Raw genomic sequence first — 13057 nt, forward strand, 5'->3', positions numbered from 1 at the left:
AGGCTTGCCGCCAGTGTGTTTCAGCGATGCAGTTCATTGATATCACGCTGCATTCTCAGGAAACACTGGTCTTGACCGACCACCTTGAGACCCTTTCTCTCGTAAAGCATTTTTGCCGGATTATTTTCAAAGACGGTCAGACGCAATGCCGGACGTCGTTCCTTGCACGCCATGGCGAATACCTGATCGATCGCCCAGGAACCGGCGCCCTGCCCCTGGTACGCTGCTAATAAATGCAATTCGCGGATATACAAGGCTCTAGCGTCGCGGCTCAGACTGACATACCCCATCAACGTGTCATCACGCACAATCAGCCAGTTTTCGCGTCCCTCCCAGGCGACATCAAAGGCCTCGTCCAGCCACAACAGCTCATGTTGAATGTAGTAGCGAAGCATATTTCGACAAGTCAGGTCACGAGCAAAGTCCAGATCCCGAGACGTTGCCGGACGCAATTCGAAACCCATTCAAGCCTCCGCCACAGCCACGATTTGCCCTTTCCAGCCATCAGCGTTGCGACGAGCAACGACCATAAGGTTCCCCGTACCCAGCGCCGCCACAATCAACGTCCCGTCCGCTGCCCAGATTGCACTGCGCCCTGCCGACTCCCAGCCACCCGTTGCGCCACCATGGTTGGCCATCAGTACCGCCATCGAGTGGGTGCGAGCATAGCCCTGCAATAGTGCGGTATCTGGAGCGTAGCCGTTTTCCGTGATCAACACGCCCGCGGCATAAAGATCAGCACCCTGCCGTGCCGCGGCTGCCGCGTGACTGGCGTGAGAAAAATCGGCGCATACCGCTAGCGCGACGGTGTCGCTGCCGATCTTTAATGTCGAACCGCCCGTTCCCGGGGCAAATGCCACGTCCTCGCCCGGGTGCAGATGCTGCTTGCTGTAAACCCCAAGCGATCCATCGGCACCCAATACCAGCGCACCGATCAATACCGGCGAATCGTCCGACAGACGAATCGGCATCCCAACGACACTGGTCACACCGACTTCCCGCGCGAAATCGCGCAACGGTTGCAGCACATCGGCGTCTGGCGCTATGGCCAGCTCCACCGCCAAGCCGCGTTCATACCCGGTCAGCGACAGTTCCGGAAACACCAGCAATTGCACGCCCTGCTCCGCAGCAATCTGCATGAAGCGCCGATGCCAGGCCATATTGGCGGCAAGATCACCGACGATGGAGATCGATTGAGCGGCGGCAATGGTCAGTGTCGTCATGGTTCGTCCTTGTGACGTTGTGGTGGTTGGGCGCAGCGCAAAGTGTGTCACAACCCCCGACGTACTCAAGCGATAGACAAGCCCATGATCATCGATAGCATTTTCTGATTGAATCCGCGTACCGGCCTCTAGTAAGCTCGGCGCATTCATCGGAGACAGACCATGCTCAACGCCCTCTCACAGCTTCGTACCGCCAGCGCCCCGCGCTCGGTTGCGGCTGCCCGGGCGAATGACGTTTGTGCTTCGGTCAGCTTTTATTTTGGGTATTGGTTTAGCCACTGGCGCGCCTGATACCCACACGGCGCCCACTTTAAACGGGTCGCCACCAGAGAATTCTCAACCCCCGGTCGGCCTCCCGACCGGGGGTTTTGTTTTTTTCAGCCCTGAACATTTTTAGCGTCAACCAGACAATTTGAGGATTCACGACATGAACTACGCCACTTATTACCGTTACGACAGTTTTACCGCCTGGCGATTTACCAGCCTCCGCTCGGGACAGCCTGCCGCCTCCGATCGGTCACCCACAGGTGGCAAGCACACACACGCAGCCAATCCGGCCAATTGTCGAACACCCCAGTAGGGCCGAGCGCGCGGGAACGAACCCGCCGCCAGCCCCAGGAAGCCCGAATATGAACTCGTCCGTCTCTGCTCTGCCGCTGTCCACCCTGAGCCCTGCCAATGAAGCGCTGACCTTGCGTCTGCCCAGTTCATTGCAACTCAAACAGCAATTACCCCTCAGCAATGCCCTGACCCGGCAAGTCGCCGACCACCGTGAGGCGGTTCGCGCGATCCTCAACGGTGAAGACTCCCGTCTGCTGGTCATCGTCGGTCCCTGCTCGATTCACGATCCCCGTTCTGCTCTCGAATACGCCGCCAACCTGGCCCGTCTGTCCACGCAAGTCAGCGATGAGATGCTGCTGGTGATGCGCGCCTATGTCGAAAAACCCCGCACCACGATCGGCTGGAAAGGCCTGGCCTACGACCCGCATCTGGATGGCAGCGATGACATGGCGAGCGGTTTAACGCTGTCCCGCGAATTGATGCGCGAAATGCTCCAACTGGGCTTGCCCGTTGCCACCGAATTGCTGCAACCGATGGCCGCCGGCTACTTCGACGACCTGCTGAGCTGGGTCGCGATTGGCGCCCGTACCACCGAATCACAGATCCACCGGGAAATGGCCAGCGGCCTGAGCATGCCGGTAGGGTTCAAGAACGGCACCGATGGCGGTGTGGCTGTCGCCAGCGATGCCATGCGCTCGGCCGCCCATCCGCATCGCCATTTCGGCGTCGATAGCCAAGGGCATCCGGCGATTATTCAGACACCGGGCAACCCCGACACCCATCTGGTACTGCGTGGTGGCCATCGCGGGCCGAACTATGACCGCGACAGCATCGCCCAGGTGCACAGCGATTTGACCAGACTCAAGATCCCGGCGCGGATCATGGTCGACTGCAGCCACGCTAACAGCGGTAAAGATCCATTGCGTCAGCCAGTCGTGTTCAACGACGTGCTTGAACAACGCCTGCAAGGTGATCGTTCGCTGGTCGGCATGATGATTGAGAGCCATCTGTTCGAAGGCTGCCAGCCATTGAGCCCGTCGCTGCGTTACGGTGTGTCGGTAACGGACGGCTGCCTTGGCTGGACCGGGACGGAACAATTGTTGCTGCAGGCAGCCGAGCGACTTCGTACGCAGCGCCATATTCAACAGCCAAAGTGACCAATCCCCGCCTTCCGGTTTTCAATCGAATACCGGAAGGCGGTTGACGTTAAAACAGGTTTACGAGTGCACATGCACCAACGTGGCTTCGGACTGCTGGCTCACATCGTCGAGACGCTCGACCGAATAGGCTACTCGGACCGTCAAGTCCTGATGCTCGCGCCAAAACCTGTAGGGAACGATAAATACCAGCGGTTGACCGGCCATTTCCCTGGAGATTTCACGATCATCGCGATGATTGAAATGCTCCCCGTCACATTTCAGATAGACCAGTTCCCCCTCTTCAGCCTGAGCATTGTCGATCACGACGGTGACACCATCGATCGCATCTTGCACATCCAGCCAACCCTCATCGGTTTCCAGCACGGTAGGTGGTAAAAGCGGCTCTCTATCCAGCGGCCCGATCAACAGTGGTGCCAGCTCCGAGAAGCGTGACGCCTGCCCCTTCTGCTCGACGCGGTAGCCGATCGTAACGGCTGCCCCGAGATTGGGTGCAATACAGTCAGGACTTACCCAGAACGACAGCTCACCACCCACTGCAAAGGATTCGACTTTCAACGTGTCATTGAAACTCGCTTGTGGCGTAACACCTGCCCAGGACAGCAAGACCCGATCTCCCGCCGCCATCCGGGCATACGGCCTGATCGTTACGCGTGCACCCTCCACGACTCGGTCCGGATCGAGCGTGCCGCCCACCGCATCGTTCACAATCACTGGCAGCAAATCTGGCCGGACATCACCGACGCTCAGGTATAAACGCCCGGACTCCACAGGTTCACAAAGGCGCGCAGTGTAGAGGGCGTAATAAACCTCGAGTGACCCGCCGTCCAATGCGGCGATGTGCACGGCCGATACGCAAAAGACAATCGCCCTGCCCACCTGAGCTTCGCTGACAAAACGCGATACCTCATGCCGATACGCAACACCCTCTGCATCAATACCTGACCAGAACATGACCAGTTTGTCTCCGCAGGTCATGTCCGGGTAAGGCGCGACGGTGATAATCGCCTTATTGTCGGACGGATCGAGTGTGGCGTTATCCGCCTGATCCAGCTGTGGTGCCACCAGGCATTGCTCTACAACATTCAAGTTATCTGCTTCATAAGAAGTCATTTATACGCTCCAGTCCTTGGAATGAATGTCGCCTTGAGGTCGACATCGAACGAAGCCTATTGAAACCCGCGGTGCTGATTCGCGCTGCCGGACAATCGCGTCGGCTTGCACGGTAAAAGGACGTTTCAGCGGTAGGTCATTGCGAGGAAGCTCGCAGTCATCGTTAAAAAGATGTCCGGATATTCCGACCAAGACCTCATGTTCATCCGAGCTTTCGTACAATTTCTATTCCGTTTTCATCAGGTTACAGCGGCTTTTTCATACATCGCCGAACGGGTGGTGTGCTTTAGAGTGCGCCCTTGAGCACACACCTGACCTACTGCGAAAAAGGAATGTACATGCTACGGAATGCGATCACTCACTATCCAATCCTGCTGGTGCACGGGCTCTTCGGCTTCGATCGCATCGGCAACCTGGAGCTTTTCCATGACGTCAAACTGGCCCTGAGAAACGCAGGCGCAAGAGTTTTCATCCCACACCTGTCAGCCACCCACAGTAATGAAACCCGCGGCGAACAACTGTTGGCGCAGATTGACCGGGTATTGCAAGGAACCGGTGCAAGCAAAGTCAACCTGATCGGTCACAGTCAGGGGGCACTGGCGGCACGGTATGCGGGGGCGCTGGCGCCGGAGGCGGTCGCTTCGGTGACATCGGTCAGCGGGCCGAACCATGGCTCGGAACTGGCCGATTTCCTGCGCAAGGCGCTGACACCCGGGCGCCTGCCGGAACAAGTCGCCGGAGCGGTGGCCACCCTGTTCGCCGACTTCCTGTCGTTGCTCAGTGGCAGCCGACACCTGCCTCAGAACGCCATCGCCGCCCTCAATGCACTGACCACCGAAGGCGTCGGCGCATTCAACGACAAGTACCCTCAAGGGTTACCGAAAACCTGGGGCGGCAAGGGTCGCGAATTGGTGAACGGCGTGCGCTACTATTCCTGGAGCGGCATCCTGCAGGGCAACATTCTCGATGAGGGGCTCCATGCACTCAATCCGCTGCACGGATTCCTGCGGGCCTTCTCCCACTATTTCACCACCGAAGCCGAACAGAATGACGGCATGGTCGGCCGATTCAGCGCCCATTTGGGGAAAGTGATCCGTTCAGACTATCCGCTGGATCATCTAGATAGCCTCGGCCAGACAACCGGTAAGGTCCGCAAGGGCATCGACCCGATCGCCCTGTACGTACAGCATGCCGAACGCTTGAGAAATGCCGGCCTTTAAGCAATGTCTTGATGCCACGCGATAGACGGAACTGATATCCACGGAATTGATATTCACGGAACTTTGAGAGAGAAATAGCCCACTGAATCCGGTAGGCTCCGCACTTTATTGAACATTGAATGGAGTATTTTCCCATGGCCAAAGCTACTGCCCGTCACATCCTGGTTTCCAGCGAAGAAAAGTGCAACGAACTCAAAGCCCAGATCGAGGCCGGTGCCGACTTCGCCGAAGTCGCTAAAGCCAACTCCAGCTGCCCGTCCAGCCGCCAGGGCGGTGACTTGGGTTCGTTCGGTCCAGGCCAGATGGTCAAGGAATTCGATACCGTGGTCTTCAGCGCACCGATCAACGTGGTGCAAGGCCCGGTCAAGACCCAGTTCGGTTACCACCTGCTGGAAGTGACCAGCCGTCAGGACTGATCAACCCTTGAGTTTGCTGCATAACGGCCCGCCTTTTGGTGGGCCGTTGTGTTTTCGTTACGTGATACGGCTGGCGAGGGACGCGCCGCTAGCGTACAAATTGTGGTTATCGACCACCCGGCTCTAAGGCTGACAATGCGACTGGTTTTCCCCACTTTGTTGTTCACTGCCGTGGCCCTGTTATTGGGCGCCGCCGGTGTGAACGCTGCACCGCAACATGCGTTGACCGTGTACGGTGAACCGGCGAAGTATCCCGCTGGCTTCAGCCACTTCGCCTACACCAACCCGCAAGCGCCCAAGGGCGGCACGATGCGTCGCTCGGCGATGGAAATTGGCCATTTCGACCATATCCTGCCGTACATCGACAAGGGCACGGGTGTCACGCAGATCGACGGTTTGATCTACTCGCCCCTGGCCCAGCGCTCGCTGGACGAGCCCTATACCGTTTACGGCTTGGTCGCCCAACAGATGGAGCGTTCCGATGACGGACTGTCTCTGCGCTTCTATCTGAATCCGAAGGCCCGTTTCGCCGACGGCAAGCCGATCACCGCCGAAGACGTGCGCTACACCTTCAATCTGCTGATGACCCAAGGCAGCTTGCGCTATCGCACGCAATTCGCCGATGTCAAAGGCGTCGAAATGGAGTCACCACTCACCGTTCGGTTCGACTTCAAGAGCAACGAAAACCGTACCCTGCCCCTGGACCTCGCGACCTTGCCGGTATTCCCCGAGCACTGGTGGAAAACCCGCAACTTTGCCAGCGGCGGTGGTTACGAGCCACCGCTGGGCAGCGGGCCGTACCGCGTGAGTAAAATCGACTCCGGGCGCAGCATCACCTTCGAACGTAACGCCGACTGGTGGGGCAAGGATTTACCGGTCAGCCGCGGCCTCTACAATTTCGATCATTTCAGCATCGAGTACTTCGGCGATACCGACGTTGCCCGTCAGGTGTTGCGTGGCGGCGCCTATGACTACAACCGCGAATTCTCCGCCACCGCCTATTCCATCGGCTACGACAGCCCTGCCCTGAACGACGGTCGCCTGCAAAAAGCCCACTTGGCCAAAGAGGCACCGCAAACGGCCCAGGGGTTTGTGTTCAACCTGCAAAACCCGATGTTCCAGGACCGCCGAGTGCGCAAGGCCCTGGCCATGCTCTGGGATTTCGAGTGGAGCAACCGGCAAATGATGCGCGACCTCTACATCCGCCAGCAGAGCTACTTTTCCAATACTGACCTTGCAGCCCGGCAGCTGCCCGACGCAGGTGAACAGGCGATCCTCGAACCGCTACGCGGACAGATCCCCGACGAAGTCTTTACCCAAGTCTTCGAAGCGCCGAAAACCGATGGCAGCGGCGTGATCCGCGATAAACAGTTGCAAGCCCTGGACCTGCTCGAACAGGCCGGCTGGAAACCCGATGGCGATCAACTGGTCAATGCCCAAGGCCAACCGCTGAGCTTCACCTTCCTGATCAGCCAGAACGGCATGGACCGATTGCTGCTGCCTTACAAGCGCACCCTGAAACAAATCGGCATCGACATGAATATTCGCCACATCGACGCTTCCCAGTACGTAAACCGCTTGATGTCCCGGGATTACGACATGATCGTCACCGGCTACCCGGTCACCACTTCGCCGGGCAACGAGTTGTACAACTATTTTGGCTCGGCGGCGGCCAACGATCCTGGTTCCAACAACTACATGGTGCTGAAGAACCCGGCGGTCGACACGCTGGTCAACGGCCTGGTCCGCGCCACCACCCAAGCTGACATGCTGCGCTACGCCCACGCCCTGGACCGCGTCCTGCAATGGAACTTCTACTGGATTCCCAATTATTACCCGCCGGGCAGCTCGACTGTATGGTGGAACCGCTTTGGCATTCCCTCTGTGCAAGCGAGCAATGACGAAGCCATCGAGAGTTGGTGGCAAGTGAGCTCCACCCCGCTGACCAACCAACAGATGACTGCCGAGCTCATCAAACGCGGCAAACCCGGAGGGCCGCACTAATGTGGGCTTACGTATTGCGGCGCTTGCTGCTGATCATTCCGACACTGGTGATCATTCTTCTGGTCAATTTCGTTATCGTCCAGGCTGCACCCGGCGGCCCGGTGGAACAGGCCATCGCGCAGTTGCAAGGCATCGGCGGCGCGAGTGTCGGCGGCGGTTCTAGCGACGCCGTGCAGGGCAGTTCGCGTGCCAGTCGCGGGCTCGATCCGCAGTTGATCAAGGAGATCGAAAAGCAATATGGCTTCGATAAGCCGGCGCCGGAACGTCTGTGGCTGATGCTCAAGAGTTACGCCCGCCTCGACTTCGGCAAGAGTTTTTTCCGTGGCGCCACCGTCACCGACCTGATTCTGGAAAAGATGCCGGTAACCATTTCCCTCGGGCTCTGGGCCACGTTGATCACCTACCTGGTGTCGATCCCTCTGGGCATCCGCAAGGCTGTGCATCACGGCAGCCATTTCGATATCTGGAGCAGCACCGCGATCATCATCGGTTATGCGATGCCGGCGTTCCTGTTCGCGATGTTCCTGATCGTGATCTTCGCCGGCGGTACCTCGTTGAACTGGTTCCCGGTGCGCGGCCTGGTCTCGGACAATTTCGAATCACTGTCGACCCTGGGCAAAATCACCGATTACTTCTGGCACCTGGTGCTGCCGGTGACGGCGCTGGTGGTTGGCGGTTTCGCTACGCTGACGATCCTCACCAAGAATTCCTTCCTCAATGAAATCACCCGCCAATACGTGGTCACCGCCCGAGCCAAGGGCTTGAGCGAACGCCGGGTGCTTTACGGCCATGTGTTTCGCAACGCGATGCTGTTGGTGGTGTCGGGAATCCCCCAGGCTTTCATCAGCGTCTTCTTCGCCGGCTCGCTGCTGATCGAAGTGATTTTTTCCCTCGATGGCCTGGGGCGCATGAGTTACGAAGCCGCAGTATCACGGGACTATCCAGTGGTGTTCGGTTCGCTGTTCATCTTCACCTTGTTCGGCCTGCTGATAAAACTCATCGGCGACCTCTGCTACACCCTGGTCGACCCACGCATCGACTTCGCCGCGAGGAACGCCTGATGTTCAAGCTCTCGCCGCTGGGCCGTCGCCGTTTCGACCGTTTCAAGAAAAACCGCCGGGGCTGGTGGTCGCTGTGGTTGTTTATCGGCCTGTTCCTGCTGACTCTCGGTGGCGAGCTGATCGCCAACGACAAACCGCTGATGGTCAGTTATCAGGGCTCGCTGTATTTCCCGGCATTCAAACGCCACACCGAACAGGAATTTGGCGGGCAACTGCCCTTTCAAGCCGACTACCGCAGCGAATACGTGCAAAAGCTGATTCACAAGGACGGCGGCTGGATGCTGTTTCCGCCGATCCCGTTCAGCGACGACACGCCCAATTACGACCTCAATCAACCGGCGCCGAGTCCACCATCGAAGGTCAACTGGCTGGGCACCGACGATCAGGCCCGCGACGTGCTGGCCCGGGTGATTTTCGGGGCGCGGGTGTCGATCCTGTTCGCACTGGCGCTGACCTTCATCAGTGCGTTGATCGGTATCGCCGCCGGTGCGCTGCAAGGCTATTACGGCGGCTGGGTTGACCTGATCGGTCAGCGCTTGCTGGAAGTCTGGTCGGGGCTGCCGGTGCTGTACTTGCTGATCATTCTGTCGGGCTTCGTCGAGCCGAATTTCTGGTGGCTGCTGGGGATCATGGCGCTGTTTTCCTGGCTAGCCCTGGTGGACGTGGTGCGCGCAGAGTTCCTGCGCGGACGCAACCTGGAATACGTCAAGGCCGCCCGTGCGCTAGGCCTGACCGACCGCAAGGTGATCGTGCGGCACATTCTGCCCAATGCGATGAATGCGACCCTGAGTTATCTGCCGTTCATTTTGACCGGCGCGATTTCCACCCTCACGGCGCTGGATTTTCTCGGCTTCGGTATGCCCACTGGCAGTGCTTCCCTGGGCGAATTGATCGGTCAAGGCAAGCAGAACCTGCAGGCACCGTGGCTGGGTCTCACAGCGTTTTTCACCCTGGCGCTGATTCTTTCTTTACTGGTGTTCATTGGCGAGGCGCTGCGTGATGCCTTTGACCCTCGATCTTGACGCGGATTATTGATATGAGTGACAACCTGATCGAAATCCGTGACCTCTCCGTGGCCTTCAGCGGCCAGACCGTGGTGCGCAACCTGTGCCTGGACATCCGCCCCGGCGAGTGCCTGGCGTTGGTCGGCGAGTCGGGTTGCGGCAAATCGGTGACCGCCCACTCGATCCTGCAACTGCTGCCCGAGACCGGCACTGAAACCACTGGTAGCATTCGCTATCGCGGCCAGGAATTGATCGGCGCTGACATCAAGACTTTGCGCGAGCTGCGCGGCAACCGGATCGCGATGATTTTTCAGGAGCCGATGAGCTCCCTCAACCCTCTGCACAACATCGAAAAACAAATTGGCGAAACCCTGTTGCTGCATAAAGGACTGGGCGGCAAAGCGGCGCAAGCGCGGATTCTCGAGTTGCTGCAACTGGTGGGCATCCAGAAGCCCGAAGAGCGGCTCAAGGCCTATCCCCATCAACTGTCCGGCGGTCAACGGCAACGGGTGATGATCGCCATGGCCCTGGCCTGCGAGCCGGAATTGCTGATCGCCGATGAGCCGACCACTGCGCTGGATGTGACAGTGCAGCGCAAGATCCTGCTGTTGCTCAAATCCCTGCAACGGAGGCTCGGCATGTCGCTGCTGCTGATCAGCCACGACCTCAATCTGGTGCGCAGCATTGCTCAGCGAGTGTGTGTGATGCACGCCGGGGAAATCGTCGAGCAGGCACCCTGCGAAACACTGTTCACTGAGCCGAAACACCCTTACAGCTGCGTGCTGCTGAACGCCGAACCGGAAGGTGAAGCCCTGCCCCGGGACGAGCGTGAAAAGGTGCTGGAAGTGGACAATTTGCAGGTGCAGTTCGTCATCGGTGGTGGCCTGTTTCAGCGTAAAACCTACCTGCGCGCGGTGGATGGCATCAGCCTGAACGTCCAGCGCGGCAAGACGTTGGGCATCGTCGGCGAGTCCGGTTCGGGCAAGTCCACGCTTGGTCAGGCGATCCTGCGCTTGCTCGACTCCGAAGGCAGCATTCGCTTTCAGGGTGAGGCGCTGGATGGCTTGACACAAAAGCAGCTGCGACCGTGGCGCAAGAAGATGCAGGTGGTGTTCCAGGATCCCTTCGGCAGTCTCAGCCCGCGGATGTCGGTGGCGCAGATCATCAGTGAAGGACTTGAGGTGCACAGCCAGTCCACCCCGGACGAATGCGAAGCCCAGGTGATCCGGGTGCTTGAAGAAGTCGGCCTCGACCCGCAAAGCCGTCATCGCTACCCGCACGAATTCTCCGGCGGCCAGCGCCAGCGCATCGCCATTGCCCGCGCACTGGTACTGAAACCGGCGCTGATCCTGCTCGACGAACCGACCTCGGCGTTGGATCGCACGGTACAAAAACAAGTGGTCGCCCTGCTGCGCCAGCTTCAGGAGAAACATGGCCTGACCTACCTGTTCATTAGTCACGACCTGGCGGTGATTCGCGCCCTGGCCCACGACATGATCGTGATCAAGGAAGGCAGAGTGGTGGAAAGCGGTGCCAGCCACGACGTGTTCGACTCGCCGCAGCATCCCTATACCAAAGAGCTGTTGGCGGCGGCGCGTCCGGGGTGGGCATAATCGGCGTCATGTCGTTGGACCGTGTCGCGGCCTTCGCGAGCAAGCCCGCTCCCACATTGGATCGCATTAACACCTCAATTCAAATGTGGGAGCGGGCTTGCTCGCGAAGACGCCCATAACAACACCACACATTCTGGATATGACACCGATGAACACCACCGAAAGCCTCAAGGACTACCAGCGCGTTCGCACCCTGGCGATCCGCTCGCTGTTCGAAATCATCGAGCAATCGAGCGAAGGCACGGTGATTGTCGACCGCGATGCGAACATCGTCTGGATGAACGAGCGTTATGCCCGGCGTTTCGGCCTCGAATCGGCCGAAGGTGCGATCGGCAGGGCCTGTGAAAGCGTGATCCCCGGCAGCCTGTTGCGCGACGTGGTGCGCACCGGACGACCCATCCTGCTGGACATGCAGGACACCCCCAAGGAACCGCTGGTGGTGATGCGCCTGCCGATTCACGACGATGCCGGCGCGGTGATCGGTGCCATCGGTTTTGCCCTGTTCGATGAATTGCGCAGCCTGTCGCCGATGCTCAAGCGCTACCTGAGCATGCAGGAAGAACTGGCATCGACCCGCTCACTGCTGCGGGCACGGCAGACCAAATACAACTTCGCCCATTTCATCGGCACCAGCGCCGCCAGCCTGGACGTCAAACGCCGCGCCAGGCGCAGCGCCAGCGCCGAGTCTCCGGTGTTGCTGCTGGGCGAAACCGGTACCGGCAAGGAGTTGCTGGCCCAGGCGATCCACGGCGCCTCGCCTCGGGCGCACAAGGCCTTCGTCAGTATCAACAGCGCGGCGATCCCCGAGTCGCTGCTGGAAGCCGAGTTCTTTGGCACCGCCCCCGGTGCATTCACCGGCGCCGATCGCAAGGGCCGCACCGGCAAGTTGCAAATCGCTCAGGGCGGCACGCTGTTTCTCGACGAGATCGGCGACATGCCGCTGCCGCTGCAAAGCAAGTTGCTGCGAGTTTTGCAGGAAAAGGAATTCGAGCCGGTGGGCTCCAACGAAGTGATCCAGAGCGATGTGCGGGTGATCGCAGCCACCTCCACCGATCTGGAAGCGGCGATCAAACGCGGCGAGTTTCGCGCCGATTTGTATTACCGCCTCAACGTGCTGCCGATTCAGGTCCCGCCCCTGCGTGATCGCCTTGATGACCTGCCGGCCCTCAGCGAAGCGATCCTCGAGGAGCTGCGCAGTCAGCACGAACTGAACGCCGAAGCCCTGGATTTGTTGGGTCAACACGCCTGGCCAGGGAACATCCGCGAACTGCGTAACGTGCTGGAACGCGCGGCGTTGCTCAGTGATGATTTGATGCTGAATGCGGCAGATATCCGCGCGGCGATTGGCAGTTTTACGCCGGTGCAGCGTGTGGCGCCCCAAGCCATTGAGCCGGTTGCCCATGAAACCTTCAGTGAGGCTCGCGAACGGTTTGATCGGCAATTGATTGAATCCGCCCTCGCGCAATGCGGCGGAAAGGTTATCGAAGCAGCGGCGCGGTTGGGGTTGGGGCGGTCGACGTTGTACAAGAAGATGGTGGCGTTGGGGATTGTCGAGTCTCAATAAAGAGACATTGATCTCTATTGGTAGATAGGGCCTCTTCGCGGGCAAGCCTCGCTCCTACAGGTGATGCAATTGTACGAATAATCCCAATCCGTAGGAGCGAGGCTTGCCCGCGAAAGCGTCA

Annotated in this window: 11 protein-coding genes; 8 read left to right on the plus strand and 3 right to left on the minus strand. The window is 59.1% G+C overall.

The window, feature by feature from the left end; all coding sequences use genetic code 11:
• Window positions 1–20: 20 nt before the first annotated feature.
• Together AB7M29_RS21580 and AB7M29_RS21585 are read right to left on the minus strand one after the other, a co-directional pair.
• The gene (locus AB7M29_RS21580; protein ID WP_217856276.1) at window positions 21–464 is read right to left on the minus strand and encodes a GNAT family N-acetyltransferase; all 444 of its coding nucleotides are present in this window, start codon (window positions 462–464) and stop codon (window positions 21–23) included.
• The gene (locus AB7M29_RS21585; protein ID WP_454247902.1) at window positions 465–1223 is read right to left on the minus strand and encodes a carbon-nitrogen hydrolase family protein; all 759 of its coding nucleotides are present in this window, start codon (window positions 1221–1223) and stop codon (window positions 465–467) included. It abuts the gene before it with no gap.
• Window positions 1224–1852: 629 nt separating this feature from the next.
• Between AB7M29_RS21585 and AB7M29_RS21590 the strand changes: the two genes are divergently transcribed.
• Entirely contained in the window at window positions 1853–2941 is a 1089-nt protein-coding gene (locus AB7M29_RS21590; protein ID WP_454247903.1) for a 3-deoxy-7-phosphoheptulonate synthase, read from the plus strand.
• 60 nt (window positions 2942–3001) lie between these two features.
• Here the strand turns inward: AB7M29_RS21590 and AB7M29_RS21595 are convergent, their stop codons facing one another.
• Window positions 3002–4054, minus strand: a complete 1053-nt coding sequence (locus tag AB7M29_RS21595) for a hypothetical protein (RefSeq protein WP_454247904.1) — start codon at window positions 4052–4054, stop codon at window positions 3002–3004.
• Window positions 4055–4392: 338 nt separating this feature from the next.
• On the opposite strand from AB7M29_RS21595, the gene AB7M29_RS21600 reads away from it, so the two are divergent.
• From AB7M29_RS21600 to AB7M29_RS21630, 7 genes are all read left to right on the plus strand, one after another.
• Window positions 4393–5274, plus strand: a complete 882-nt coding sequence (locus AB7M29_RS21600; protein WP_454247905.1) for an esterase/lipase family protein — start codon at window positions 4393–4395, stop codon at window positions 5272–5274.
• Between the two features lie 134 nt (window positions 5275–5408).
• Entirely contained in the window at window positions 5409–5690 is a 282-nt protein-coding gene (locus AB7M29_RS21605; protein ID WP_007898306.1) for a peptidylprolyl isomerase, read from the plus strand.
• A 135-nt stretch (window positions 5691–5825) separates the two neighbouring features.
• Window positions 5826–7694 (plus strand): extracellular solute-binding protein, encoded by a 1869-nt coding sequence (locus AB7M29_RS21610; RefSeq protein ID WP_454247906.1) that lies wholly within the window; start codon window positions 5826–5828, stop codon window positions 7692–7694.
• A complete protein-coding gene (locus AB7M29_RS21615) occupies window positions 7694–8755 on the plus strand; it encodes a microcin C ABC transporter permease YejB (protein WP_217856288.1) in 1062 nt (353 codons plus the stop codon). The genes AB7M29_RS21610 and AB7M29_RS21615 overlap by 1 nt, the downstream gene beginning before the upstream one ends.
• A complete protein-coding gene (locus tag AB7M29_RS21620) occupies window positions 8755–9777 on the plus strand; it encodes an ABC transporter permease (protein WP_454247907.1) in 1023 nt (340 codons plus the stop codon). The genes AB7M29_RS21615 and AB7M29_RS21620 overlap by 1 nt, the downstream gene beginning before the upstream one ends.
• 14 nt (window positions 9778–9791) lie before the next feature.
• The gene (locus tag AB7M29_RS21625) at window positions 9792–11372 is read left to right on the plus strand and encodes an ABC transporter ATP-binding protein (RefSeq protein ID WP_454247908.1); all 1581 of its coding nucleotides are present in this window, start codon (window positions 9792–9794) and stop codon (window positions 11370–11372) included.
• Window positions 11373–11520: 148 nt separating this feature from the next.
• Complete coding sequence (locus AB7M29_RS21630; protein WP_454247909.1) at window positions 11521–12936, plus strand: sigma-54 interaction domain-containing protein; 1416 nt, start codon at window positions 11521–11523, stop codon at window positions 12934–12936.
• Window positions 12937–13057: the final 121 nt, after the last annotated feature.

The organism is Pseudomonas sp. F-14 TE3623 (assembly GCF_053629015.1).

What these genes read in the sequence shown, in the direction of transcription:
- AB7M29_RS21595 (WP_454247904.1), bottom strand. Translation starts at nt 4,054, where the DNA reads ATGACTTCTTATGAAGCAGATAACTTGAATGTTGTAGAGCAATGCCTG.
- AB7M29_RS21600 (WP_454247905.1), top strand. Translation starts at nt 4,393, where the DNA reads ATGCTACGGAATGCGATCACTCACTATCCAATCCTGCTGGTGCACGGG.
- AB7M29_RS21585 (WP_454247902.1), bottom strand. Translation starts at nt 1,223, where the DNA reads ATGACGACACTGACCATTGCCGCCGCTCAATCGATCTCCATCGTCGGT.
- AB7M29_RS21630 (WP_454247909.1), top strand. Translation starts at nt 11,521, where the DNA reads ATGAACACCACCGAAAGCCTCAAGGACTACCAGCGCGTTCGCACCCTG.
- AB7M29_RS21625 (WP_454247908.1), top strand. Translation starts at nt 9,792, where the DNA reads ATGAGTGACAACCTGATCGAAATCCGTGACCTCTCCGTGGCCTTCAGC.
- AB7M29_RS21590 (WP_454247903.1), top strand. Translation starts at nt 1,853, where the DNA reads ATGAACTCGTCCGTCTCTGCTCTGCCGCTGTCCACCCTGAGCCCTGCC.
- AB7M29_RS21620 (WP_454247907.1), top strand. Translation starts at nt 8,755, where the DNA reads ATGTTCAAGCTCTCGCCGCTGGGCCGTCGCCGTTTCGACCGTTTCAAG.
- AB7M29_RS21615 (WP_217856288.1), top strand. Translation starts at nt 7,694, where the DNA reads ATGTGGGCTTACGTATTGCGGCGCTTGCTGCTGATCATTCCGACACTG.
- AB7M29_RS21605 (WP_007898306.1), top strand. Translation starts at nt 5,409, where the DNA reads ATGGCCAAAGCTACTGCCCGTCACATCCTGGTTTCCAGCGAAGAAAAG.
- AB7M29_RS21580 (WP_217856276.1), bottom strand. Translation starts at nt 464, where the DNA reads ATGGGTTTCGAATTGCGTCCGGCAACGTCTCGGGATCTGGACTTTGCT.
- AB7M29_RS21610 (WP_454247906.1), top strand. Translation starts at nt 5,826, where the DNA reads ATGCGACTGGTTTTCCCCACTTTGTTGTTCACTGCCGTGGCCCTGTTA.